The 26,437-nt window shown below is 41.3% G+C and carries 26 protein-coding genes; 3 read left to right on the top strand and 23 right to left on the bottom strand.

Going from position 1 to position 26,437, the window contains the following annotated elements; translation table 11 throughout:
• Positions 1-95 precede the first annotated feature (95 nt).
• The 4 genes from MHI11_RS10630 to MHI11_RS10615 all read right to left on the bottom strand — a co-directional run bounded on the left by MHI11_RS10630 (position 96) and on the right by MHI11_RS10615 (position 3,187).
• Positions 96-470: a RidA family protein gene (locus tag MHI11_RS10630; RefSeq protein ID WP_111911613.1), complete on the bottom strand. Its 375-nt coding sequence runs from the start codon at positions 468-470 to the stop codon at positions 96-98.
• Positions 471-481: 11 nt separating this feature from the next.
• Complete coding sequence (locus MHI11_RS10625) at positions 482-1,132, bottom strand: helix-turn-helix transcriptional regulator (RefSeq protein ID WP_340961042.1); 651 nt, start codon at positions 1,130-1,132, stop codon at positions 482-484.
• A 162-nt stretch (positions 1,133-1,294) separates the two neighbouring features.
• Complete coding sequence (locus tag MHI11_RS10620) at positions 1,295-1,975, bottom strand: TetR/AcrR family transcriptional regulator (RefSeq protein ID WP_207802138.1); 681 nt, start codon at positions 1,973-1,975, stop codon at positions 1,295-1,297.
• Between the two features lie 42 nt (positions 1,976-2,017).
• A complete protein-coding gene (locus MHI11_RS10615; RefSeq protein WP_340961039.1) occupies positions 2,018-3,187 on the bottom strand; it encodes an FAD-dependent oxidoreductase in 1,170 nt (389 codons plus the stop codon).
• Positions 3,188-3,442: 255 nt separating this feature from the next.
• Between MHI11_RS10615 and MHI11_RS10610 the strand changes: the two genes are divergently transcribed.
• Positions 3,443-3,631 (top strand): hypothetical protein, encoded by a 189-nt coding sequence (locus MHI11_RS10610; protein WP_106065365.1) that lies wholly within the window; start codon positions 3,443-3,445, stop codon positions 3,629-3,631.
• A 239-nt stretch (positions 3,632-3,870) separates the two neighbouring features.
• Here MHI11_RS10610 and MHI11_RS10605 read toward each other — a convergent pair whose 3' ends face one another.
• A complete protein-coding gene (locus MHI11_RS10605; protein WP_340961037.1) occupies positions 3,871-5,016 on the bottom strand; it encodes an alpha/beta hydrolase in 1,146 nt (381 codons plus the stop codon).
• A gap of 169 nt (positions 5,017-5,185) precedes the next feature.
• On the opposite strand from MHI11_RS10605, the gene MHI11_RS10600 reads away from it, so the two are divergent.
• A complete protein-coding gene (locus tag MHI11_RS10600) occupies positions 5,186-5,953 on the top strand; it encodes a pentapeptide repeat-containing protein (protein ID WP_340961036.1) in 768 nt (255 codons plus the stop codon).
• Positions 5,954-5,998: 45 nt separating this feature from the next.
• Here the strand turns inward: MHI11_RS10600 and MHI11_RS10595 are convergent, their stop codons facing one another.
• From MHI11_RS10595 to MHI11_RS10580, 4 genes are all read right to left on the bottom strand, one after another.
• Positions 5,999-6,421: a cytidine deaminase gene (locus tag MHI11_RS10595; RefSeq protein ID WP_340961035.1), complete on the bottom strand. Its 423-nt coding sequence runs from the start codon at positions 6,419-6,421 to the stop codon at positions 5,999-6,001.
• 92 nt (positions 6,422-6,513) lie between these two features.
• Positions 6,514-6,786, bottom strand: coding sequence for a DUF2651 family protein (locus MHI11_RS10590; RefSeq protein WP_106065369.1), 273 nt, complete (start codon positions 6,784-6,786; stop codon positions 6,514-6,516).
• Positions 6,787-7,020: 234 nt separating this feature from the next.
• Positions 7,021-7,947, bottom strand: a complete 927-nt coding sequence (locus MHI11_RS10585; RefSeq protein ID WP_340961034.1) for an alpha/beta hydrolase — start codon at positions 7,945-7,947, stop codon at positions 7,021-7,023.
• A gap of 18 nt (positions 7,948-7,965) precedes the next feature.
• Positions 7,966-8,376: a MerR family transcriptional regulator gene (locus tag MHI11_RS10580; protein WP_340961033.1), complete on the bottom strand. Its 411-nt coding sequence runs from the start codon at positions 8,374-8,376 to the stop codon at positions 7,966-7,968.
• 319 nt (positions 8,377-8,695) lie between these two features.
• On the opposite strand from MHI11_RS10580, the gene MHI11_RS10575 reads away from it, so the two are divergent.
• Positions 8,696-9,004: a DUF4870 domain-containing protein gene (locus MHI11_RS10575; protein WP_050944865.1), complete on the top strand. Its 309-nt coding sequence runs from the start codon at positions 8,696-8,698 to the stop codon at positions 9,002-9,004.
• Positions 9,005-9,057: 53 nt separating this feature from the next.
• Here MHI11_RS10575 and MHI11_RS10570 read toward each other — a convergent pair whose 3' ends face one another.
• The 14 genes from MHI11_RS10570 to MHI11_RS10505 all read right to left on the bottom strand — a co-directional run bounded on the left by MHI11_RS10570 (position 9,058) and on the right by MHI11_RS10505 (position 26,389).
• A complete protein-coding gene (locus MHI11_RS10570; protein WP_044141363.1) occupies positions 9,058-10,461 on the bottom strand; it encodes a sensor histidine kinase in 1,404 nt (467 codons plus the stop codon).
• A gap of 2 nt (positions 10,462-10,463) precedes the next feature.
• The gene (locus MHI11_RS10565; RefSeq protein WP_340961032.1) at positions 10,464-11,171 is read right to left on the bottom strand and encodes a response regulator transcription factor; all 708 of its coding nucleotides are present in this window, start codon (positions 11,169-11,171) and stop codon (positions 10,464-10,466) included.
• Positions 11,172-11,300: 129 nt separating this feature from the next.
• A complete protein-coding gene (locus MHI11_RS10560; RefSeq protein WP_340961031.1) occupies positions 11,301-12,569 on the bottom strand; it encodes a glucuronoxylanase in 1,269 nt (422 codons plus the stop codon).
• 53 nt (positions 12,570-12,622) lie between these two features.
• On the bottom strand, positions 12,623-14,158 hold the full coding sequence (locus tag MHI11_RS10555; RefSeq protein WP_044141360.1) for a glycoside hydrolase family 43 protein: 1,536 nt from the start codon (positions 14,156-14,158) through the stop codon (positions 12,623-12,625).
• 221 nt (positions 14,159-14,379) lie between these two features.
• Positions 14,380-15,840, bottom strand: a complete 1,461-nt coding sequence (locus MHI11_RS10550) for a CoA-acylating methylmalonate-semialdehyde dehydrogenase (RefSeq protein WP_111911633.1) — start codon at positions 15,838-15,840, stop codon at positions 14,380-14,382.
• Between the two features lie 336 nt (positions 15,841-16,176).
• Positions 16,177-17,517, bottom strand: a complete 1,341-nt coding sequence (locus tag MHI11_RS10545) for an alpha-glucosidase/alpha-galactosidase (protein ID WP_340961030.1) — start codon at positions 17,515-17,517, stop codon at positions 16,177-16,179.
• 31 nt (positions 17,518-17,548) lie between these two features.
• A complete protein-coding gene (locus MHI11_RS10540; RefSeq protein ID WP_003211851.1) occupies positions 17,549-18,379 on the bottom strand; it encodes a carbohydrate ABC transporter permease in 831 nt (276 codons plus the stop codon).
• The gene (locus MHI11_RS10535) at positions 18,379-19,311 is read right to left on the bottom strand and encodes a carbohydrate ABC transporter permease (protein ID WP_044141356.1); all 933 of its coding nucleotides are present in this window, start codon (positions 19,309-19,311) and stop codon (positions 18,379-18,381) included. The genes MHI11_RS10540 and MHI11_RS10535 overlap by 1 nt, the downstream gene beginning before the upstream one ends.
• 30 nt (positions 19,312-19,341) lie before the next feature.
• Positions 19,342-20,598, bottom strand: coding sequence for an ABC transporter substrate-binding protein (locus MHI11_RS10530; RefSeq protein ID WP_044141355.1), 1,257 nt, complete (start codon positions 20,596-20,598; stop codon positions 19,342-19,344).
• Between the two features lie 217 nt (positions 20,599-20,815).
• The gene (locus MHI11_RS10525) at positions 20,816-21,856 is read right to left on the bottom strand and encodes a LacI family DNA-binding transcriptional regulator (protein ID WP_044141354.1); all 1,041 of its coding nucleotides are present in this window, start codon (positions 21,854-21,856) and stop codon (positions 20,816-20,818) included.
• Positions 21,857-22,037: 181 nt separating this feature from the next.
• Entirely contained in the window at positions 22,038-22,730 is a 693-nt protein-coding gene (gene alsE / locus MHI11_RS10520; protein ID WP_217012472.1) for a D-allulose 6-phosphate 3-epimerase, read from the bottom strand.
• Between the two features lie 17 nt (positions 22,731-22,747).
• Positions 22,748-24,010 carry a PTS ascorbate transporter subunit IIC gene (locus MHI11_RS10515; RefSeq protein ID WP_065097404.1) on the bottom strand — a complete coding sequence of 421 codons (1,263 nt, stop codon included), beginning with the start codon at positions 24,008-24,010 and terminating at the stop codon, positions 22,748-22,750.
• A gap of 24 nt (positions 24,011-24,034) precedes the next feature.
• Positions 24,035-24,301, bottom strand: coding sequence for a PTS sugar transporter subunit IIB (locus MHI11_RS10510; protein WP_003212211.1), 267 nt, complete (start codon positions 24,299-24,301; stop codon positions 24,035-24,037).
• Positions 24,302-24,316: 15 nt separating this feature from the next.
• On the bottom strand, positions 24,317-26,389 hold the full coding sequence (locus MHI11_RS10505; RefSeq protein WP_340962316.1) for a BglG family transcription antiterminator: 2,073 nt from the start codon (positions 26,387-26,389) through the stop codon (positions 24,317-24,319).
• Positions 26,390-26,437 lie beyond the last annotated feature (48 nt).

The following is a 26,437-nucleotide window of genomic DNA, read 5'->3' as shown; positions in this document are numbered from 1 at the left end:
TGGTTACAAATCAATTAATTCATCAATCATCAACTCCTTCAAATATTTTTTTATACGAAATATAATTTTTTATATAGAGTAGGCAAAAAAAGATCTTAAATATATGAAATGGCATCCACTTCAATTTTGAAACCAAAATGTAATTCATTCGTTGGTACAATAGTACGTGCTGGTTTATGTTCACCGAAAAATTCAGTATAAACAGCATCGACTTTGTCCCATAAATGAATATCCGAAATGTATAATGTCATGCGCAAAATCTTTTCTTTTTTACTTCCAGCAGCCTCTACAATCATCTCTACATTCTTAAGCGCTTGTAATGTCTCTTCTTCAATGGGGCCGAACTCTTTTTCTCTCGTTTCGGGGTTGATGGCAAATTGTCCTGAAACATAGACCGTGTTTTGATGAATGGTTGCGAATGCATAGTGTCCGTTTGATTTTAGATTTCCTACCTCGAGTATGCTTTCCATTTTGACACTCCTTATCTCGATTTATTTTTGATTTCATCCAAATAGCTATAGACGGTTACTTTGGAAATGCCTAACATAGAAGCGACCTTCTCAACAGATCCTTTCATTAAAAAAATGCCCTTTTCATCCATGAATTTAATTAGCTCAATTTTTTCATGACGTTTCATGACTGGATGAACACTGTTTTGAATGATTTGTTGAATCAATTGATCTACTATTTCTTCCACATTTTCAAGATCATCATTTGATGTTGTTTCTTTCTCTTGAGCTTCCACTTGTGTAGAAAGAAAAGTATCCATAAAATGTTGCATTTGATTTAGGGCTTCAACATCAAAATTGATACAGAAAGCACCGATCACTTTTTGCTTTGAATCACGTATTAATGAAGTCGAAGAACGAATCGTACGCTTATCTTCTGTTACAAATGTATAACCAGCCAGATAATCTTCTTTAAAATCTTCTGATTGTAATACAGTCTTTACTAGATGATCAAATGATTGGCCGATTTCTCTTCCTGTCACATGGTTATTTACTGTAAACATGACAGATGCTTGAGGGTTCGTTAAATCATGAATCACCACTTCACAATTTGGTCCAAACATTTTTGCAGTAGATATTGCTAAAGGAATATAACTCTCTAATAAATTTTTAATATGTTCCATGCCTAAGCACCTCATTTTTTTATTCCACTAGATTATATAATTTTTTATATATAAATACAATATATAGATTTATTTATATATCATGATGCTCAAAAGATCATAAATGTGAAAATAACCATATAAAAAAAGCAGCCATTGACTGCTTTTTGCTTGTGCTCCTTTCTAATTGATTTCTTTCTGGATTCCATACAAAATGACGTCAATTCCCCATCGGAACCGTTCCATTGATACGGGATCACCTGAAAACATTTCTTCTTTTACACTATGAATGAAAGGAAAACGCGTTTTGTCTGCATTATGAAATGTTTTTTTTGTGTCTGAAATCTGCGAAGAGTCATGTTTCTTCCAAGAGACCTTTTCGTAAGCTACCGAAGATACGTATAACAGTAATAGGTCTACTCCCCATGCAGCGGATGTAGATTTGATTCCGCCTTTGTGCAATGCAGCGAGAATATGTTCGGTCAACTGAAGAAAGTTCGTTCCTTGTGGAATAGTAGAAAGAGAAATTTCAGCAAGACCAGGTTTTTCGAATAGCAGTAGGAAATAAGTCTGCAATATGTCAAATAACTGTTCTTTCCATGTGCCATTCTCTGAATCTGGGTAAACCATTTGGCCGAGACCATAATCCAATACGTAAGCACTGAGTTCTTGAAAATTGTTCACGTAGACATACAAGGATGCAGGTCCCGTATCCAATGCTTTAGCCACCTTACGCATACTCATGCCCTCTATTCCTTGCTCCTTAAGAAGCTCATAGGCCGTTTTCACAATGAGCTCACGGCTTAAGGGCTCTTTAGCCGGCCGAGACCGGCGACTTATAATACGACGATTAGAATTGTTCATACTCTCTTTATAACATGTCAAAGTAAAATAGTAAATTGAGCATCAATCACCGTTTTCTTGAAAAGAATTCAACATATCTGCAAGCTTGACCGCAGCGTCTTTTGAAAAACACAGTTTTAAACTGTTCTCCGATTCATGAGCCTTTTCCGATGAATATTCGTACATCATGTCTTCGTATTCCTCAATGGCCTTTTCAATATCATGAGGATGTCGGACAATAGCAAGTGCAAGCTCCCTTGCATCAAACATCGCCATGTTTACACCCTCACCTGCGAATGGCGACATGACATGAGCTGCATCACCGATAAGCGTTACCCCTTTATGACGATTCCATTTAAAACCGACAGGAAGCGTATAAATCCGTCTTGGGATGATGGCATCTTCTGCATAACGAATATAATTTTTCAACTGATCATCCCAATCACTAAATAACTCTAATAATTGTTCTTTTGCTTCTTTCGCTTGATGAAACGGTATACCACAAGTCTCGATCCAGTTGCGGTCTACCATAAGGCTTGCATACACTTTGATTCGTCCATCTCCGTTTAATTGACCAATCAGTCCTTTATGGTCTGCTAAAGCAAACATCTTACCACGTTTATTAAATTCAGCTAAATCAGGGTGGTTCCCCTCTACGCTTAGGATATTCAATTCCAGCATCGTGAGCCCAGAGTATTCAATATCCATATCTGTTAACAGAGGACGCACACGAGAAAAAGCACCATCAGCCCCAATCAAAAGGTCAACTGTCTCGACAACCCCGTTTTCAAAATGAAGCTCCGTCATGCCGCTTTCTAATGAAACACATCTTTCTAGTTTATATCCATATTTGATGTTTGCAGCATCAATTTGATCTAACAGCAGTTCGCACAACACACCACGATCAATTTCTGGACGAGTGCCTTTTTGATCTGATTCCGTTTCTTCATCTAAATAAATTCTTCCTGATTTATCAAGTAATCGGAAATCTTCTCCTTCATAACGGGCATTCCTTTGAAATTTCTCATAAACTCCTGCTTCTTTTAATGCTTTTTGACCTGTTTCTTCATGAATATCCAGTGAACCCCCTCGTTCAAGGCTCTTGTCATGCATCTCCCGTTCGTAGATGGTTGTTTGTATACCGTAATTCTGCAGAATTAAGGCGAGTGTTAGCCCCCCAGGTCCTCCACCAATAATAGCGATTTGCTTTTGGTTCTTAGATAATGCCGTCATCTTATGCATCTCCTCTTCCTTCATGGAAATCGTTTAAAACTACATCTCATTTATATTATAACGAACATTGTTCGTAAAGAACAGTGTTCGTTTGAAATTGTTTGTTTCATGATTGTGATTTAGTGATAAGAAACCAATCGCCCGCCATCATATGATACACTCCATCTAGGAAGGCTAAAGGTTGTCTAATCATAACAATGATTCTTGGATCAGTAGGTTTCCCTTGTTCTAATTCAGAGTGTAAGAGGTGTTTCTATGAATAAATTATTGGCAATGTTGATATTAGGATTGGGCTTTAGTGGTGCCGCTCTCATTCTTTCTGTCCCTTTGTTATTCAAATCCAAACTAGAACAATCTGGGCTGATGTTTGCTACTGGGTCAGCGGGCGCTTTCACAGTTTTTGCTGTCTCATGCCTAGTTCTTCGAAAACGATTTAATCGCTAAAAAACACATTCCACCATTAGAACAATGGAAATGTGTTTAGGTTATTGTGACTCACCTTAATATGAACTTGAAAAATGTGGTATAAGCTGACTCATATCACAAAAGGTCCATTAAAAAACATGAAGATTAACACACGAAAAAAGAGCGGTTGTTGGCTGCTCTTTTTGCTTATGAATTAAATAAGATATTCAACTTTAAACTGACTCTTTAAAAGGCTGCTATCAGCAGCTTCCCCTATCTCACTTGTTGCTGGTTTTCTTGATTAAGTCTACACCTTCATATGACAGGCTTTCAACACGTACAGCCTTTTGCAGGATGTAATGATCAAAAAAGGTCTTCGTATAGTCTGTCACAAGATTTCGCATCTCTAATGCATCTCTTGTGCCTCTAAGTTCCTCATCTACTCCGGTAAACACGATGTCACAGTAATCTAAATGTGCAGCACGATCAACGGAGAAATAATAGGTTTCCATGCTGTTGTTAGCGCCAATGATCGCATTCATATAATAATTCGGTTCAGAAAACAGCAGCAAAAAGGGTTTATTGAGGTCGCTGTCGAGAAGGCCGAATGCACCACTATCTAAGCCAACCCCGCAGGCAAACCGGTCGTCATCCCGGCAAACAATAGCCGCTGTAGGCCCGCCATAAGAATGCCCGGCGATGCCCATGCCGATGTCGAGTAGCAGTCTGTCATGAAAGATGGACTTCCATTCTCCAGAGTCTAGTTTGTGAAGATGATCGGCTACGTACCTTACATCTTCTGCCTGTCGCTCACTATATCTTGTTAACTCGTTAATGATTGGCAAGGTAAGGATGTTACGGCACATCTCGATAGCCGTTTCATCGTCAGGCCGCAATTTCATCTTACTAGCCAGCACCATCATCTCTGGATCTTCAGAAAACGCCATAATGACATCCGAAAAACCCTTTGAGACATTCACCAGCTTCCCATCTTTCCGTTTATACATGGTGCTATCCTGATGGCCGATACAGACGACAACATACCCCTGGCTTGCCAGGTCTGTACAGATGGCTGTCCCCCATTCTGGTGAACCACCCCCGCCGCAAACATAGAATACCACTGGATAGCGCTCTTCCTTCCGAGAAAGAGCCAGGTCGTCGTAACAATGCGTTTTGATATCGATAGAGAAGAAGTTTATTTCCTTCAAAAACTCAGTGACAAGCGGCTGGTCATGAAGCATTTCGTAGACTTCAGGAAACATGTATGTGGATGGAGTCTTTCCTTCACTGCTATCAGATGGATAATACATAAATGCGGTCAGTTCTCTTTTGGAGTGATCTGATGCCGTATACTCAAAATCCATCTGGGTTCGGCCGGCTATATAGCTACCGATTGGTTCTGGAAATGTGTCATACCTTTTCATTCTTTTATGGCCCCTTTCATCATGAAAATGGATATCTGTTCTTTGCTGGGTGAGTATCGTTTTGTGATATAATTTTGAGTCAAAGACAAGCGCTAAGAAAAATGAAATGAACTTGCTGAATGGACATCATGATGGTGAAAAATTCTGAAGAAATGATAGGGTGATAGCGATGAGAAGACTTGGGTCTGGTATATCAATAGACAACGAATCATTTTCTGATATTGCCAGGTATGAAAACGAAACAATCAGCAGAACGACGATCATCAACTCAAATGTTCGTTCTCTTATATTTTGGAGCTGTCACCTGGATCATCTTGTATTTGATACGTGTGATCTGACGAATGCAAGATTTTTTGCCGGTAGTACGATTGATCATTGTACTTTTAGTCGTTCAGACTTGCGCTCTGTGGGCATTGCCAAAAACGAAGCCGTCTTCACCAATTGCGTATTTTCTTCCTGCGATATGAGAGGAATGACATTGGAGAATGCTACGTTTATCGATTGTACTTTCTCTAAATGTAGATTCAATGACCGCGTTTTACAGGTAGCGAACATCGTCAATTGTACCTTTGCTGGTAAGCTAATAGATATAACGTTTGAGGGAAATGGCAAGCAAAAGCTGATCGCCGATTTTGAAAACTGTACCCTTGACGGTGTTCGTTTTATAGGCTGTGACCTGTCGGCATGTATTCCGCCAGCATCCAAAAACCATCTGTATGTTGAAAATGTATCTGCACGTGTGAAAAAGGCCTTAGAGAAAATAGGTGATGATCCTACTCTGTCTGACCATGATCGGAAAATACTAGTGCGCAGTCTGCGCAAGCTTGAACAAATGGAACAGTATATTTTTAACACGAAACATATGGAGAAAATATATGGGGCTACTTTTGTTGAGCGGTTTTTCAGTTATCTTGGATGTAGCAAGAATCACATTTAACGTTTGCGCTGCATCCCTTTTTCTACTTTATCTTTATGTGGTACATCAGCTTCGAGTATATTTGAGCGGAATGAGTTCTTCGATTTTCACCTTGACCATCTCCTCATCGATCTCAATGATGACAAAACATGCTGGTCCAAAGTCTGAAATGAGCTCTCGGCAGATGCCGCAAGGGCTTACTACCCTAATGCTTCTATCTTCTTTATCTGAATAAGGGTGTCTCACTGCAACAATGGTATCAAAATTCTTATATCCATTCGATAAAGCGCTACCAATCGCAATGGCTTCTGCGCAGATCGTTACCCGTCCGATATAGGCTTCGATATGAACAGCTGATATGATTTCTCCTGTTTTCATACGGACCGCTGCCCCTACATGGTGTTTATCATCTTCATATAGACTGATAATCTTCTTTTTTGCTTCGTCTATTAATTTTACATCTTCTTGTGATAGATCAAAAGTTTTCATCGTGTTCCCCTTCCACTTCACTGCTCGTATTTATTATACCAAACATGAGGTGATGAACTGTTGTAAAGCTTATGTTTGCACATATCATCTTCTTATCCTTTTTTATAGCGATAAATCATATAGTGGATGATTTTTGTGATGACAGAGGTACACATGCATAGAAAGGTCATAGCGATGACCCAATACATATTCGACATGTCAAACCCCGTATAGGCAAAAATAAAAACGGTTGAAGCTGCAAATGTGATCATTAGAACAATGTAGACCCGCTTAAAGATGATATAGCCTACAATCCCCCATATTAAAAATAACAAAGGCAATGTAAATAAGATCAGAGCCATAGGTTGAAGAAAAGAAACACTCATCATTCACTCTCCTTTACTAGCCGTCATTTATTTAAATCCATTGAAGAAGCGAACAATCATTATATTAATAGGAAATGCGCACACTGTAAACAAAAATTGGAATTTGAGGAAAGTTTAATCTGTAGTGAATGGACATTGTGGATGTATTTCATGTTGAATTGAAAAAGGCTGCTTTCATAAAAGCAGCCCATTCACTAAACTTTCGACTATTTCAATCAAATCATTCTACATTTCTTAACGATTGATCACCTGAATGATTTTCTCCTCGGCATTTTTTGCCTCGGGAATTGGCATGACAACAAACACATGCAGCATTTCAGGATAAACAAAGGTTTGGATGTCCATTCCTTGTTCTGTTAGTTTTTCATCGAGCTTTATGGCATCTGGATATAACATATCATGTGTTCCAATGAAATGAGTAATCTTCGCAAGTCCTTTGAAGTCACCGTAAATGGGACTGATCATTGGGTCAGTTACATGTTGATCAGCTGTCCAAATCTTTGCAATGGCTTCCATTCCTTCATAACCTAGAATCGGGTCCTTTTTTGCATATTCAAACATGAGAGGATTGCTAAAGCTCATGTCAACACATGCAGATAATAAAATAATATCCTTCGGCTGCGGCAGATCCTCCTTCTTTAAAAGGTGCGCCAGACCAAGTGAGATATTTCCGCCAGCTGAATCTCCCATGATCGTCAATTGATTGGCACTTCCGGCAGTTTTCAGAAGGTCTTTATATAGGTTAAGAATTTTCGGATACGTATCCTGGTAGCTATAATGAGGCACTTTTGGGTAAATAGGAGCGACCACTTTCGCATCGAGTGATTGCGCCATTTTATCCATGAACCACCAATGGACATTCAACGGCTGATTTGTCCATGCGCCACCATGTAGATAGAGAATGACTTTTTGGTTTTGTGATGCTTGTTCGTTCAATGTGAAAACTTGCATGCCTTCGAATGTCTGCTCTTGTACCTCACTCATTAACTTCACATCATCCCCAATGGCATAAGGCTGCGTATTTTCAATTCCTTTTTGCTTAAGAAATTTTTTTGTTTGTTCGATACTAGAAAAACTCTCTTTATTACTTTGCGAAGCGAATAATGTTTCAAATTGAATACTTTCTTCAGAACGTTCACCATGATATATTTCTACACTCATTTTTTTCTCTCCTTTCACTCAATATGATGATTGATCATCCTCATTTGGTACACGAAATGATTCCAGGTAGACTTGTACTTTTTTTTCGGGGGTCTTTAATAAGTTAGATAAAAGGTCTTGAATGAGACGAAGGCTTTTGATTTTTCTTTCAATTTCTTCATGTTTAAGATGGACAATTTTTCTTAGCGTATCAAGGTCTATGTCTTGACTTAGCATTTCCATAATCTCAGCTATTTCCTTTAATGAATAACCCAGCGTTTTCGCATCTTTGATCAATTGAATCTTCACAATATAGTCTTCTGTATAGAATCTGTAACCGTTTGAACGTCGTCTTGGAGCAGGTAATATGTTGTGCTCTTCATAGTAACGAATTGCGGCAGGACTTATTCCTGTTTTTTTGGCAAGTTCTCCTCTAGTCATCAACTCCATCGGTACTCCTTTTTTATTATTTTGTCTTACTATATGTACATTATAAAGGTGAAACATTCATTTTATGTTAGGGGAAAAATGACGAAGCCACAGGATCAGAGAGATGAACAAAGTCAACGTTTTTTTCTAATAGATTAAATTGAAATACCTAGTTTGTATTTTATTTTTCATTGATCATTCTACTGTTTAACATTTTTAAGGTTGCTGTAAGGTTCGGATTAATACAAGTTAAGGTTGAGGTTGTACAATGGGGTTGTAAGGAAGTGAGGGATGAGTCAAATGGTCCCCTCTTCTAAATCAATCATAGAGGTGAAAAGGTTTGAGAGAAAATAAAATTTTGTCTTCATTATGTTACTTCAGTATCTTTTTTGCACCGTTTCTGTTTCCAATTATCGTCTATTTCTTAGGAAAGGACGAAGTGAAATATCATGCGAAAAAATCGCTTTGGACGCATTTAATTCCTTATTTGATTTTTGGCATCGGTATTGCCGGTTCAGGGTTACTTGGCATGAACGATATCAGTCATGCTGGTCCGTTCTTAATTGCAACGTATGCTGTGACATTCCTTGTCGCGATCTACTTCTTCATTTGGAACATTGTGAAAGGCATTAAAGTGTTTTCAGAATAATAGATGAAAAAAACGGTTCTGCTCAATCACAGAACCGTTTTTTGTATGTCCGTTCAAGCGGGTAATTGGATATCAATCGTTGTTCCTTCCCCTATCATACTTTGTATCGTAATATCTCCGCCGTGTTTTTGGATGATATCTTTTGCAATCGCCATTCCAAGACCAGAGCCTGCATGTGTCCCTCCTGTATTCGTCCCTCTATAGTAGCGGTCAAACACTTTTTCTAGCTCTGCCTCTTCAATTCCTTTGCCGTTGTCTTGAATTTTGATGTGGGTATGTTCTTTTTGTTCAAGCTTTACAATGATGTTCACATCAGCATCATTGTGAACAAGGGCATTTAAAATGAGATTGGTGACCGCTCTTCGTATGAGGATCGTATCAATATTCAGCATAAGCTTGTCTACATTCGTTTGCAGCTCAATGCTTTGATCTGCATATCTCGAATTGTTGAGGATATCAATTAACGTTTCTCGCAGCAACGGCACAATGTTCACCAGCTCTTTATGCAGCATCACATCGTTATTTTTCAGTCTTGTTGTTAAATTGAGATCCTCCATGACATCTTTAATGTAAAGTGATTTATTCTCTATGATGCTGGCATAATGTTTGATGTCTTGATCTGAAAGAGGATAATTTGGATCTTTCATGATTTCTGCATAGCCTTGGATTGAGGATAATGGTGTTTTAATATCATGAGAAATATGACTGATCCACTCTTCCCGCATTTGCTCTAATTTGTCTTTTTCCTTTTGGCTTGAAGCGAGCTGCTCTGATAAGTGATTGACATTATAGAAAACATCTTTATATATCCCCTTAGTTGGCAGCTTCGTCGTGTAATCTCCGTTTGCGAGCCGTTGGATGCCATATATGGCACGGCCGAGCGGTTTGATGAGCTGCCGGCTGAATAAGTACCCAATGAGTAAGGCAATGATGGCATCTATTGATAATAAAATCATCGTCCCGATATTGAATTGCGATATTAAGTCTTTCGTATCAAAAGAAAATAAATATTTTCCGATGGAAGGGTCCTTAAATCCGATAAAGTAGCTGTATTCCATGCCCTTTCCATTTTTCCCCCCAGCATAAATAGTCGACATCAAATGCTTATCTTTATATTTATGTAAGTTCACGACTTCTATAGGTGTGTATTTGCTCTTTAAACCTTTAGGTGCTTGTGCATGGTAGACATCTTGTCCATTTTCATCTAATATTTGAATCCATGCATTTTGTTGTTTTAAGGCTTGCTGTCCTTCTTTACTCACAGTGATATCTTGATCGGATAAGGTGATGTATTGTTCAAATGTTCTTGTGAAGGTTTCCGGCGTATTTTCTTCGTTTTGCTGGCTGCTTGCTTGTAGTACAAGCCAAATCATGAATCCAAATAAGTTAATAAAGACCGTGATAATGGTCACGATAATGACAGAGACCATATATCTGCCTGTTAATCGCCATTTCATCTTTACGCATCCTTTACAACAAATTTATAGCCAAGCCCTTTAACCGTCACGAGAAATTCTGGTGTAGATGGGGAATCTTCTATTTTCTCCCGAAGTCTTCGTATATGAACCATCACTGTATTATCAGAACCGAAGAAATCCTCTCCCCAAACCGTTTGATAAAGCGTTTCTTTACTGATCACGCGATTCGGATGCTGCAAGAAATAGGTCATCAACATAAGTTCTTTCGGAGTGAGCTCAATCGCCGCTCCGTTTTTTGTCAGTTCGGCTTGCTGCTCGTTTAACTCAAATGGCCCTTTTTTGATGACGGGATCAGCTTGAGAAGGCTGCAAGTATGATGACCGTCTTAGCTGAGCTTTTACCCGGTAGGCGACTTCTTTTGGACTGAACGGTTTTGTAATGTAATCATCGCCGCCAATGGCAAGTCCTACAATTTTGTCTGATTCCTCTCCCTTTGCTGATAAGAAGATAATCGGAACATGTGAGACGTCTCTGATTTGTTTGCAAATATCGTAGCCTTCACCGTCTGGCAGCATAATATCCAGTATGACGAGATCGGGTTGTTCTTGATGAAATTGCATGAGCCCATCACGGGCAGTTGAAGCTGTTATCACCCGATCAATGCCTTCCCTTGTTAATACTGTATGGATTAATTCCAAGATTTCTTTTTCGTCATCTATAATCAATACTTTGTTTTGTAGCTTGGGCATTATGATCACTCTCCTGAAGTCATTGCTATTATTATACCCAAAGTGTAGACGTCGTGAAAAAACAACTTTCTATTTGCATAGAAAAAAGCCAATTTTCTTTTTTAATGAGAAAATTGGCTTTTGTGTTTTTTAGCGTTTGACCACAAATGTTGTCACACTTTGAGCAGGGAGATGAGCCCAAAATTGATTTCCTGATATATTTAAATCAGTTCCAGGCTGAAGGTTACTGTTGCTGCTCGTGATCCATCTTGACGCTTGCGAAGCAGTTCCATTTTGCATGACAAAGTGTTGATTGACTCCTGTATTGTTTTTGTTAATCGCGACAATGACGACCTGATTGTTTCCTTTATAGGCTGAGACGAAAACATTCGGTTCAGGGCTTTTCGTTGCATCAATTCTGACGTACCCTGGACGCACAAACTTGGAGAAATGCGCCATGTTGTATCCACGCTTGCTAATCATTCCATCTTCTTTCATAGGACCGTATGATCTCCGGATGTACCACCACACATACGCCTGAAAGTCCCCTTCCACCATTGAATGGTGAATATGCTCTGATACCCCTAATGCCTCAGGCCAGCGGTCCGCTGAATTGTTATCACTATTCGGGTAGTAGACCTCTGTCATCCACAGCTCTTTTCCCCCTCCTTTTTGTTTGAAAAGAGGATACGGAAGCTGGCTGATTTGGGTTCCGTACAGATGGGCACCGAGAATGTCCATATTTCTAAGCGCCTGCGGATCGTTTAAGATAGGATCTGAGATATTCTTAAGGTATTGAAAGGATTCTGGTGCAATCACACGTGCATTAATGGAGCCGGCATTTTCTCTCATGAATCGCAGGATTTCCTGAGGTGTCCACCATGTCCATTCATGTGCATAATCAGGCTCGTTTTGTACAGAAATGGCATAGAGGTTGACGCCATTATTTTTCATGTATGTCACGAAATCATTCAAATGCTGAGCATATGCGGCGTATTGATTGTATCTCAACCGCTTTGCAGACGCACCATTACGATTGAAAGTCTCTACCATATGGCTTGGAGGATTCCAAGGCGAAGCAATCACGAAAGCACCGTACTCTATCGCTCTTTTAGCGGTGGCGACTTCTCTGTGCCAATTATTTCTGTTCTCGTCTACATAAATCCGTAGAATGGAGAATCCTAACTGATTCTGCCCATTGCCAAAGGCGGTTTCCCTTTGAGGGCCGGTCAAATCACCAATCCAAGCCGGGTGGTTCATCCCGCCAAAGCCGCGGATCACTTGTCTTTCCGCGTTGACATTAATATTCGCATCACTTGCCGCTGACACCTCAGTTACGCCGGGTCCTATGAACATGACAGACAACATAGTGAAGCAGACCAATAAAGTGCAAATTGGTTTTTTGATTATGGACATCAAATTTCCCCACTCTCCCATCAACCATTAATCGATGCCGTAGCATCAGATTTTGTTTACCTTTGAGTAAACTGCCAGGAATCAAATTGGAATAGATTGGAACCATTTCCTTTGAAGACAAAAAATACGTTGTGTACTCCCGTTGCCCCGTTTACAGCTGTTTCTATTTCTCGCCAGTTTCCGCCTGTGGAAGGGACATTGAGTGTTCCGGCAATTCTGCCGTCTGGACTGCCAAGACGTACTTCAATTTGTCCGCCTGAAGCGGCTGCTACATTGGCTTTAAAGGTTCTGGCACCTCTCGATCCGAAATCGACATTACTGACAGCCACCCAATCGCCGTTTTGAATGTTTGTGACATGCTGGTTATTGACTGGCCCACCAGGTGCTGAGGAGGCCTCTGTTAAAATGCGTCCATTCCAAGCGAATGTTTCAGCTTCTACCCGTTGATAAGGATTTAGATTGGAAAGCTGTTTAACGCCTTCAAAATTGGCTGCGACCTCTCGAAGGGAGCCGTCAGCATTATGCACAAGCTTATTAATGTGGGGAGATCTGTAGCCTTTCCCTGCTCCGTATAAGGCAGAGCTCACCGTTTGCGTGTGATACACGACATACCACTCGTTTTTAAAATTGAACACAGCATGATGGTTGTTACCGCCGCCACCGAAAAATGCACCTGGATTTTTCAAGAAGTGTCCTTTATACGTAAAGGGACCCATAGGACTTGAGCTCGTCATATAACCGATCTCGCCTGGTGGTTTATCTGCTGGGTGGGAGCCGCCAAAATTGATGCAATAGGAATAGTAATAGGTACCGTTATACTTATGCATCCCTGAATCTTCGAACATAAAAGGAGCATCAATGGTTGATGCACTGCCGACCACACTTGTCATGTCAGGCCCTAGCTTCAGAACTCTTGCTGTTTTAGGGTTGGCCCATTGTCCCTGCGTTGGATTTGAACCGCCTGGAACGCCTCCGCCGGCATATAGATAACCGGTCCCGTCATCATCTACAAATACGGCTGGATCAAACAGCCATACAACACCGGACATCCCTGGTGTATTTGGCGTGACGAGCGCTTTTCCGATAGGATCTTTCCAAGGACCAATCGGGCTGTCCGCTGTCAAGACGCCAATCCCTCCGCCGCTATTAGCAAAATAAAGGAAAAATTTATCCTTCCCATTGATCTTTTTCACCGCAGCGGCTGGAGCCCAAGAAGCGCCTGCCCATTTTGCAATCCCTTTTCCGCCATTGGCCCCATTTGCGCCAGCTACTGGAATCGCTCCGTGATCTGTCCAGTTCACCATATCCGCCGAAGAGATGACAAAAACCCTATTCAAATTTGCAAAAGAATTGTCCTTAATCGTTCCATTGCTGTGATATTCATAGTCATCACTCGACATATAAATGTACACTCTGCCGTTATAGGTGAGCGCAAACGGATCTGCCCCCAGGTGATGGTCTATGAGCGGATTTGCATTTCCTACTCGTTTTGCAATGGGGGTACTTGCTGCACTCGCATCATATACTGGTATACAGCTTAGTACCAAAGCTAGAATCAAAAAACCTACACCGCACTTCATCCTCTTTCTCATCGTGTCATTTTCCTCCTGTTTTCATCTTCCTAATCTTGGGGTTTACGCCCAATTTCAAATTATGTTGATAGACGCTGATGAAGAATGAATACAAAGGATGATTTCTTGAGGGATCGCTGCAAACACAACCATGTAAACCCTTACTTTTTGACTAGGAGACAACAAAAAAACGCAGTTCCCCTTTTGGAACTGCATTTTCTTAGCTTATTCATGACTGTTGATCACATATAACGAGCGGTTACCATTTTCTTTCTTGTGTAAAACTCCACTCCGTCTGTTCCATTGGCGTGCAAATCCCCGTAGAAAGAATCCTTCCAGCCGGAAAACGGGAAAAATGCCATTGGTGCGGGAACACCGATATTGACGCCGAGCATCCCTGCGTCGATGTTTTCGCGAAATTCTCTGATGCTTGATGCACTGTCTGTGTACAGGCAGGCACCGTTCGCAAATTTTGATTGATTGGACAGGTCGATTGCTTCTGTTAGTGAAGAGACACGAACAATTGATAAGACTGGGGCGAAAATCTCGTCCTGCCAAATTTTCATTTGATTTGTCACATGGTCAAAGATCGTTGGTCCAACGAAATACCCATTTCCATTTGTTTCATGATCTTTCCTACCATCTCGAATGAGACTTGCGCCTTCTTCAATCCCTGACTGAATGTATTGAAGCGTTCGCTCCTTATGTTCCTTTCGAATGACTGGACCAAGAAAGACCTCTTCATTTATTCCATTTCCAATGACGAGCTCGTTCGATTCATCAACTAATTTTTGAATGAGTTCATCTGCCACTTCTTCTTCCACTGCGACAACGGCCGCGGCCATGCAGCGCTCTCCTGCTGATCCAAAGGCAGCACCAATGATTTGTTTCGTTGCCGCATCTAAATCTGCATCTTTGAGGACAATGGAGTGATTTTTTGCTCCTGCAAGTGCTTGGACACGTTTGCCATGCTCTGTGCCTTTTTTATAGACGTATTCTGCGACTGGCTGAGAGCCGACAAATGAAATGGCTTTGACCTTTTGGTGTTCAAGCAGACCGTTGACGACATCGTGAGCCCCATTGACAATGTTGAGAACACCTTTTGGAAGACCTGCTTCTTCAAATAGCTCGGCTAAACGTGCGGCAAGAATCGGCGTGCGCTCTGAAGGTTTTAAAACAAACGTATTTCCACAGGCAATGGCAAGCGGAAACATCCAGCAAGGGACCATCATCGGAAAGTTAAATGGAGTAATCCCGCCGATGACGCCAATTGGATAGCGATACATGCCAGATTCGAGTCCAGATGCGATATCTGGTAATTGTTTTCCCATCATTAAGGTTGGTGCACCAGCGGCAAATTCGACACATTCAATCCCGCGCTGCACTTCTCCTTTTGCTTCTGTGATGCTTTTTCCGTTTTCAATCGTGACGAGTTCAGCCAGCTCATCCCATTTTTCAACGAGTAACTGCTGGTATTTAAATAAAATGCGTGCACGGCGGGGAACGGGTGTTTTCGACCAAGTGGTAAATGCTTGTTGTGCTGCCTGTACCGCACGTTCGACATCTTTTTTTGTTGAAAGCGGCACTTCTGCGATGATCTCGCCAGTAGCTGGGTTATATACTGCCTCTGTTTGACTAGTTTCTGCCTCAATCCATTGTCCGCCAATATAATTTTTCAACATTTGTACATCTGTTTTGGTCATGTTCCCTCTCTCCTTTTTATGAAAAAATGTCATGATTATAGGATGTGTATGGTTGTCATTGTCTCATCTAATGGGCGCCCATCTGTATACACTCTTTGTCAAATATTATTGTCGTTTTGGTTTACGTTGTGATAAAAGCTTGCTCTAACGTGTGAAAGGTTGCCAATCGTCCATTTGTTTGTGAGAAATGATTCCGGAATGTGATTCATTCATGGTGTATTTTTGATTAACTGTTGGTTAACTTTAGAAAAATCATAATATTAAAAACGCTTTCAGTCAATCCTCTTTTTGCAGCATAAAAAAACCTGATGCGCGTGGCATCAGGTAGAGGCTGGTTTATTTCTGTAAGTTGGTTGATGCGGCATATTGATTCGGTTCTGCAAAATGCGGGAGCATCTCACCATGTGCTTCAATGAGTTCATCGCATAATTTGATGATGTCATCAATCGATAGTTCAGCGCTTGTGTGTGGATCAAGTAATGCCGCTTGATAAATGTGCTCTTTTTTGCCGCTGATTGCTGCTTCGATTGTCATGAGCTGTGAGCTGATATTGGTCCGGTTCAGTCCAGCCAATTGTTCAGGGATCTCTCCGACATAGCAAGGCATGATACCGCTCCGATCTGCAACACACGGCACTTCGACACACGCTTTTTCAGGCAGGTTGTGAATGAGGCCTCCTGTATTCAGCACATTCCCGGCAAATTTAAAGGGAACGTTCGTTTCGATCGCTTCAATGATACGAGAACCATATTCTTTTGAGCGAGTATGTGTGATCTGTGTATTGCCCACAAGGTCATGCTTCATGGTATTCCAGTTGTTGATTTGTTCCTCGCAGCGTCTCGGATATTCATCGAGCGGAATGTTAAATTGACCGATCAGTTCTGGATAGCGTGATTTAATGAAATAAGGATGATATTCGGCATTATGTTCTGAGGATTCTGTGACATAGTAGCCGAATTTATCCATCATCTCAAAACGTACCATATCATGATGCCGTGATTTCTGCTTTTCTTTCGCTCTTCTTTTGATGTCAGGGTACAAATCTTTTCCGTCTCGTTTCACTTCTAATAACCACGCCATGTGATTGATGCCAGCAATTTTTTCTTCAATTCCTTCATGATCCATTTCAAGTGATTCAAATAGATCCTTTGTACACACCTGCACGCTATGACAAAGACCCACCGTTTGAACCGGTGTATAGCGCAGCATCGCACCTGTCAGTGTGGCCATTGGATTTGTGTAATTTAACAATAAAGCATTTGGGCAAACCTCTTCCATCTCCTTTGCAAAATCAAGCATCACAGGAAATGTTCGAAGGAAGCGGAAGATCCCGCCGATGCCAACTGTATCCGCAATCGTTTGTCTTAACCCATATTTTTTCGGAATCTCAAAATCAATCACCGTGCTTGGCCGGTAGCCTCCAACCTGGATGGCATTGATCACATATTTTGCATCCTTTAAGGCTTCTTTTTGGTTGTGATAGGACGTAATGGTCACATGTGCAGCGTAGTTCTCTTTTAAATGGCGGAGCATCGTTTCTGATTCTTTCAGCCGGTTGTGGTCGATATCATATAAAGCGAATTCAAAACCGCTTAGTGCAGGGACGAACAAACAATCTCCTAATATATTTTTAGCAAACACGGTACTCCCTGCACCGATAAATGTAATTTTAGACATAGACGACTCTCCTTTTCGCATCCATATTGAACTATCCTTTGACAGAGCCTTGTGAAAGCCCTGCGATAAAATATTTTTGCAACAGTAAAAACATCGTCACCATCGGCAGCATTGCAATGAGCGCAGCAGCACCAACGAGCTGAAGCTGATGTTGATTTTGACCAAAAAAATGGGATAGGGCGACTGTGAGTGTATGCATCTCTTTATCTTGTAAAAAGAAGATGGCAAATTGATAGTCATTCCAAATATACACACAGGCAATGATTAAAACAGAAGCGGTAATGGGTTTCAGAAGCGGAAAAACGACGGTGAAAAAAACTCTAAGTGTCCCAGCTCCATCAATACGGGCTGCTTCTTCAAGCTCCTTTGGAATGGTTGACCGGATAAAGCCTGCGTATAAGAAAATCGTTAGCGGCAAAAAAGCAGCGACATTATTTAAAATAGCGATTTGATAGGTGTTCATCATCCCAATTTGAACGACCAATTTATAGAGCGGGACAAGGGCTGTGAGTGGTGGAATGACCATAATGGCGATGAATAAAACATAAACTGCTTTATTTAGCTTTGTGCTTCTTCTTGCGAGCGGATAGGCTGCAAGAGAGCCAAGAAAGATGAGGCATACAGCAGAGCTGAACGTAATGATCACGGTATTCAAGAAGGATTGGCCAAGCTGAGCCTCTGTCCATGCCGTGCGAAAGTTTTCAAGATGAAGCGCTTTTGGAAATAGCCATTTTGAACTGAAATCTCCTATCCCCTTTAATGATGTCGTTACCAAGATATAAAATGGAATGAGATGAAGCAATGTCACCAAAAGGGCGAGGAAGGTGTACCATCTCTTCTTACGTTTAAAGGCATTTTCCATCACACCTCGGTCTCCTTTCGTTTGAAATACATCAACGCTGCGACACTAATGACAAGGATGATGACCGCCATGAAGACCCCTTGAGTTGCTGCATAGCCTGCATCCTGACGTTTGAAATACAGATCATACATAAAGGTCGACATCGATTGTGAGGAATCTCCCGGTCCGCCGCCAGTAAGCGCCACAATGACATCAAAGAGCTTGAGCCCGCCAATGACATTCAGCACAACATTAATGGTGATAGACGGTATAAGGAGCGGCAATGTGATTCGCCTGAATTGCTGGAGGCTGGATGCACCGTCTAATTGTGCCGCTTCATAATAATCCTTAGGAATACTTTGCAGTCCTGCTAAATAAATGATCATCGCAATCCCAACGAATTGATAGGTGTTGACGAGCACAATGATCCATGTGTTTAATTGGGGATTGCCAAGCGCATTCATTTGATCAAATCCAAAAAGCGTCACCACATCGTTTAAGGCACCGCCTTGGTAAGCAAACACGAAATACCAAATATAGCCCATCGCAATCGGACTAATCATGACAGGTAAATAGATGACTGTTCTTGTAATGGCTCTCATCTTTAAGCTTTGATTTAATAAAAGAGCATATCCAAGTCCGATGATATTTTGTAAGATTGTGCTACCGATTCCGTATAGAAGCGTATTTTTAACAACAAGCCATGTGGTTGGGTCCTGAAGCAGACGCCTATATTGATCAAGCCCAATCCATTCATAAGTTTGTGAGAACCCATTCCAATTCGTAAAAGATAGCTGAATTCCGTTCAAAAAAGGATAAATGATAAAGGTACTGACAATGAGAACAGCTGGTAAGTACATCCACCAAAGGGATGAATTCTGGCTTTTTTTCATTTTCTGCTTTGGTAAAGAGGTGAATGCGGCTGGCTGCTGTGCTTTTGTGATGTCATTCATTGGATTCACTCCTGTTTCAGCATGAGCCTGCTATTGTTTTTTCAGACGCTTATATTCCTCTTCCATCTTCTTCGATAATTGTTCTGGTGTGATGGAGCCTGCTAATAATTCTTGACCCGTTGTTGCCATGACAGCCCACATGCCGCTTGGTAAGTATTTTCGATCGAAATACGGTTCAATCTTCACCTCTTCGTATTGATCGTAAAACATAGAGTAATAGTTTTTCGCTTTAACTTGCTTTAAGGCTGCTTCAGATGAGGTGCCTTCTGCGATTTTTTTCGCATTTTCAGGCTTTGCGAGAAAATCGATGAATTGTTTTGCTTCTTTTAGATGTTTGGAGTCCTTCCATGCAGCGACCGTAAACCGTTCTCCTCCAATCCAGCTTTGCTTATCTCCTTCATGAATGGAAGGAACTGGCATCGCGCCTACTTTGATCGATGGATTGAGTTCTGTCGCCTCAGGTCCTAAAGACCCTCCGACAAAGGTGAAAGCTATTTTGTTTTGTGCCATCAGTTCAGGTGCTTGAGATAGTTTTGCTGTTAGGACATCTTTGTTTAAAAGATCTTGATCCTTCAGATCCTTCATGAACTGTGCAAGCGGTGTATAGAGAGACCAATCAAATGATCCGTTTTCAAGGTCTTTTCCGTATCGATGGTTTGGACTGGTGATCAATAAAGGTGTGGCGAGTTCATCAAAAACTTGGGCGATATTTGAGTTGTCTCCTCCTGGTATCCAGAGCGGCACAACCTCTCCTTTGCTCTTTTCCTTAACGGTCAGCAAAGCCGATTTGAATTCATCAAGTGTTCTAGGAACCTCAATGTCATAGTCCTTTAATAGATTGGCATTAAAGCTAAGCCCGTCTTTTGCTTGATTCAGCGGATACGCGTATACTTTTCCATCTTGGTCCTTTAAAATTTGATCGAGTGAAGGATCAAGCTGTTTCACCCAATCCATTTCTTTTAGATCAGCGACATACTCGCTGTAGCGCAGTTTGGCCCAGCCGTGTGTGTCAAACAGATCCGGCATATCATTTGCCCCCATTTTGACACGGATCGTATCTTCATAGCTGTTGCCTGGGAAGTTGGCATCGATTCGAAGATGTGGATGCTCTTTTTCAAACTTACGAATCACTTCTTCAAACGCTTTTCTTTCCCCGCTGTTGCTCATCGTCGAAAAGAGAGTTAGGGTGACCTTTCCGTTTGCTTCGGACGTTCCGCTATTGCTACAAGCAGACAAAAGAATGGTCAAGATAAAGGCCGCAGTGAGTAGCATGATTTTTTTATTCATGGTTTCCTCCTTTTAATCACTGAAAATTCAGACGATAATCAGTAGAATTCATGCAGTTGCGGAAACAAAAGAAGTCCATTATACTGGAATTCTATTCTTTTCAAAGAGATAAGAGAGCATACCGGTAGGCTGCCTTGTTCTTCGCATGATCTGGCCATCATGCGAAGCAGCTTGCTTTCTGCTTTTTTGTCTCTTTTTTGTTTGCTGAAAACGCGGTTCACCCCCTTTCATGGATGAGGCATGTGCTGCCTCTTTCGATGAGTTTTGTTGGCATGACAACTTTTAGAGGAAGCTTTCTGCCGTTTATTCTCTCAAGCAAAAGCTTCAAACCGACTTCCCCCATTTCTTCTGTATATACTTTGACGGTTGTAAGCGGCGGGCTTGAAAATGAAGCAGCTTCAATGTCATTAAACCCAACAATAGATACATCTGAAGGAACACTTAGACCGGCTTCGTTGAGCGCGCGCATTGCACCGATCGCCATTGAATCACTTCCGATAAAAAAGGCTTGTGGCAGGTTTCCTTTTTTAATGGCCTTCTGCATGAGCGTATAGCCTTCTTGCATGGAGTATTCTCCAATATGGATGTCATCCAGATGAAGACCACCTGCCTCTTGCATTCTTTTCATAAACGTCGTTTGTCTTTCGTCCTCAATCACAGCATTACCTTCGAAATAATGCTCTCGCTCCTTTCCGCCAAGATAGCCTAGATGTGTATAGCCAAGCGATTGCAGATGGCGAATCGCTCGATCTGCCGCTCTGACAAAATCGACATGTACACAATCATATAAATCCTCATCCGCATAATGATTGATAAAAACAATGTGTTCCATTCGATTTGTCATTTTTTCCACCGTATCAGGGCTAATTCGTCCAATGACGATCAAACCGTCAATATCCTTTAGCATCGCCCCTTTATCCATGCTTCTCAGGCGGAAGGTATGGAGGGTGGAGAGCCCTTGTTTGGCATATTCTTTTTCAATTCCTTTTCGAATCGATGAAAAAAAGGGGTCATTTAATTCTTCGTCAATGGATTGAGCGACAACGATACCGATGACTGGGGATTCAGATGGGCTTTTTTCCTCTGCTTGATCGGCTTTTCTTGCTCTCACTGGGGTATAGTTTAACTTCTTTGCAATGTCGAGGATGTTTTGTCTTGTTGCGTGCGAAACGGCAAGGGTTTGATCGCCATTTAACACACGGGATACAGTAGAAACGGACACTTTTGCATCATGAGCAATATCTTTGAGTGTGGTCATAGGCAAACTCCTCTTGGTTTTTGACTAAATATTTACTAAAGATATTTGAAGGATAACATGTTGATAAAGCGCTTTCAAGTGTGAATTCGTGATTTTTTATCTTGTTTTTGAGTATGTTTTGGTTAGATGTGAGGTTTTAGTAAAGTTGCGTAAAAAAGAGGATGGGTTTCATCCTCTTTTACTAACGTGATTCAATTGAGGCTGTTTCTTTTGAAAACAATTGCTTCATTGTCTCCCAAGCTGTATCAAGTTGATGGTGAAGTCCAAATAAACCTGAGTTGCCGATAATATAGATCTCGTTTCCAGCCTCAGCAAGCAGCCGGAACGTGCTCTCATTACAAGAGCCGTCTACTTCAATTGAAAACGAGTAGCCTCCCTTCTCTTTAACATCTTTCACCTGTTTCATTTTCTGAAGCATTTCTTTAATAAAAGGCTGACCTGCAAAGCCTGGATCAATCGTCATGATCGTCACTCGGTCTATTAAATGTAGATAGGAATCTAACGCTGCAATTGGTGTGGCGGGGTTTAAGACAAAGCCGACCTCGCAGTTTCTTTGATGGATATGCCGAATGATTCTAAAAACGTCTCTTTGCACGACCTCTGGGTGTAAGCAGATCATGCTTGCGCCTGCATCAATGCAGGCATCGATTAAAAATTCTTGGGGGTATTCTGCCATAAGATGCACATCAATTGGTCTATCTGTCAGTTTTCGAAGCTGTTCTATGAAAAAGGGTGATAAGGTGATATTTTTCACGTAATGACCATCCATGACGTCGACATGATATCGATCTGCTCTCGTGTTGAGAATATGAATATGTTCGCGGAAATGCGTTAAATCCATGCACATCAGTGAAGGTGAAAAAATGGCTGTCATTCCCAGGTTCCTCCTTTTTACAGTTGAAATAAAAGCTTGATCAATCCAATCAAGATTCCGATGATACCAAAGTCTGTATCTCCAAAAGTTGTTCCTTCAAAACCAAGGGTTCCTAACACAGGTAATAAACAAGCAGGTAAAAAAGAAAGAAGCAACCCATTTGCAAATGCCCCAGCGACAGCCCCTCTCACGCCTCCTGTTGCATTGCCATACACTCCTGCTGTAGCGCCGCAAAAAAAATGAGGGACAAGACCAGGAACAATGACAGTTAAACCAAACAAAGGTAAAAGAAAAATGGATACGATGCCTCCTGCAAAGCTGCATAAAAAACCGATAATGACTGCATTTGGAGCAAATGGAAAAACGGTTGGTGCGTCAAGTGCCGGTTTTGCCCCTTTCACAAAACGATCGGCAATCCCTTTGAAAGCAGGCACGATTTCACCGATTGCCATCCGCACCCCGGCTAAAATAATGTACACACCAGCAGCAAAGGTTATAGCCTGAATAAGAATGAAGACAGCGAAGTTCGTGCCTCCGCTCATTTGTTCTATAAAGGGAATCCCAGCAAATGGTGCAATCGCAAAGAACAGCAAAGCCATCGTGATTGAAATGGCCACAGATGTATCTCGTAGAAAGCCGAGTGATTTAGGTACTTGAATGGTTTCTGTTGATCTCTCCGGACGACCGATCCATTTTCCGATCATTCCCGCTGTAAAATAACCGAAGGTACTGAAGTGTCCAAGCGCGAGATCATCGCTTCCAGTGACTTTCCTTGTGAATGGCTGAAGAATAGCGGGTGCAATGACCATAGCTGTCCCTAATATAATCGAACCGGTGGTGACAAGAAACGCTCCTTGCATTCCAGCTGTCGAGAGAACGACTGCGAGCATTGCAGCCATATACAAGGTATGGTGTCCTGTTAAAAAGACGTATTTAAAGGGCGTGAATTTTGCCAATAATAAATTGACCAGCATGCCAAAAATCATAATGAGAGCCGTCTGTGTCCCGAATTCCTTTTGAGCAATGGCCGCCATGGCATCTGTATTTGGGACAACCCCTTGAATGTGAAATGCTGCTTCAAACATTTTTCGAAAAACTCCAAGTGAATCAGATACGACTGTGGCGCCCGCTCCTAATATTAAAAAACCCATCGTTGTTTTTAAGGTGCCTGACACGGTATCTGCGGCTGATTTTTTCTGCAAAAGTAAACCGGCCAGTGCAAACAACCCGATGAGAATGGCCGGTGTGCCCAATATATCGTTCATGATCAGTTCTATCATGATGTGAATCCCCCTTTTCGTGGCTTAAATATGTTTGCGAAGAACGTCTTTAATGGCTTCCTGGTCTAACAAGTTATTTAACCCAGCGATCTTTCTTGTGCCGTCATCCAGCTGATCGATAATATCTGTTGCTCCGATATATAGATCAGCCAGTTCATTTTTACTTGTGCTGAGATCGGTATGATCCACTTCAGCTACAAGTCCTAACTCTTCTAATGCTTTTTTGACATTCATTTCTACGATAAAGCTGCTTCCTAATCCGTTTCCGCACACAACAAGAATTTTTTTCATTCTCTTTTTCCTCCTTTATCGTTGTGAAAATTGATCAATTAGTTTTTGCACCGTTACTAATTCCTTTGCTTCAACCAGTTGTTTCATCCGTTTTTCATCACTTAACAGCATGGTCAGCTGTTTGAGTGCTTTCAGGTGGGTCATACTGTCAATGGCTGCTAGCACGATGATGAGACGAACCTGTTTTTTTTCATCCTTAGAGAAAAAGACGGGCCGTTCGAATGACATGAGTGACATGCTTAATTCGTTCACGCCGTCCTCTGGTCTGGCATGTGGAATGGCTACTTGTGGTGCAATCACAATATAAGGTCCATTTTGATCAACGGACTGAATCATGGCCTCCACATAACCTTTCTGAATGGCGTTTTGTTCGAGTAAAGGCTGTGCTGCTTTTGTGATGGCCTCTTGCCACGTTTCTGCTGTTTGCTGGAGTTGAATGGTTTTTTCTGTTAATAAATCGTTTAACACTGGTTTCCACCCTTTCTGATGGGATACATATGCGGGATGAAGTAGCTCTTTAAGATCACGAAGCAGTGCTTTTTCATTTTGTACGATGCTGTGCTGTTGAATGATCCTGAATAAAACGTTCACATTTTTCTCATCAAACAAGGTTTCTGCACCTTCTCCATATTGAAGTAAGGTTTTTTTCTCATAGGCAGTAAGGATGGGATGAACGAGATGAACGGGCTTTCCTTTAAACGAAATAGGTGTTGTTGACACAACAAAGTCGACATCAATGGATGACATTTCTTCATATGATCGCTTTGATAATAGATCACGAACTTCGATATAACCGATTAATTCGATAAGCTGTGTTTTTAGCATATGACTTGTGCCAATTCCTTCGCCGCAAACAATGTATACAGAACGCCGCACAATTGGCGAAATTCCTTCTCTTCTCATCCAACCACCAAAATGCATCGCCACGCAAGCAATTTCATGATCACTTATCTTTGAGCAGGTCGCCTTTTCTATATGGCATACGACCTTTTGAGTGATGTCAAACACCTCTGGCTGTGTTTTTTTAATAGATTCTGTTAATTCATTGCTGATATCAATGTGATAGATGAGTCTGTAATAGGCTGGGATGAGATGCATGGTTAAGTTTTGCTCCAAGGCTTCGTACTCTTGAAAGGAGATACAAGCATACCGCTGAAAATCAAAAATCATTTGTCTGGCAATGGTGCGAATGAGATGCTCTTCTGGCTTTTGACTTGATGGAAGCTTTTGTTTCTTGGCGCTGAGCCATAGAGTGCTAAGAAAATAGATTTCATCATCATGAACTTGAAGGCCGGTTTCTCTTTGAATTCGTGCCATGAAACGAATAGCCGCCAAGCATTCATCTGTTTCCTGCAATGTACGCTTTTCTTCGTTTGAAAGGTGTACAGCACGCCCTAGCTTCATCCGCTTAAAGTAGAAAAAGAGATCCAAAGACAGCTGATCCAGCATTTCATCTGCAAACTCGAGCTTAAGCTCTTGTTCTGACTGCTCGAGGAGATGTTTTAACCTTTTATATGAAATGGGCCCCTTTAACCAAAAAGATGAAAACGCTTTTTCATTTTTTATCATGGTGCGAATGGAATGAATATAAGGTTTCAGCGCCAATCGAATCGCTCTTTCTTCTCCTGAAATCAAATAGCCGCAGGCTGCCTGATAGTGAAGCGTGAGCAGCTGCTTTGAAAGTGCTTCTTTTAGCTGTTTCATATCTTCAAGCAATGTATTTCTGCTCACTTTGGTGAGCTTCATCAAATCATCTATTTTTAGATATTTCTCATTGCATGCAATGGATAAGAGCAGGATCGCCCTTCTTTCCTTTACACATGGTTCATAATCGTGACCGACAAGAATGGTGTCAGCTTTTTGAATAATGACTTCTTTTTCATGTGGATTTAAGTAGTAGCCAAGTTGATCTTTTCGCTGAACGCCACTAAGCTCATGAGTTTTCAGCCAGCTATTCATTCGTTTGATTTCAGAGTAGACGGTTCGAGTAGAGACATTCAGTCGATTCTGTAAATCTTCAATTGATAGATAAGAGGTTGTGTGAAGCAGCATCGATAATAAAGTCGTGCCCCTTTTGGTTAAGTGCAGTTCGAATTCCTCCCTTCTTCCCTTTGGTTATAAGTCTAATCAACTCAC

This window comes from Bacillus sp. FSL K6-3312 (genome assembly GCF_038007485.1).
In the GTDB taxonomy this organism is placed as follows: Bacteria; Bacillota; Bacilli; order Bacillales; family Bacillaceae; genus Bacillus; species Bacillus pumilus.
This window is presented reverse-complemented; position numbering and strand designations above follow the sequence as displayed.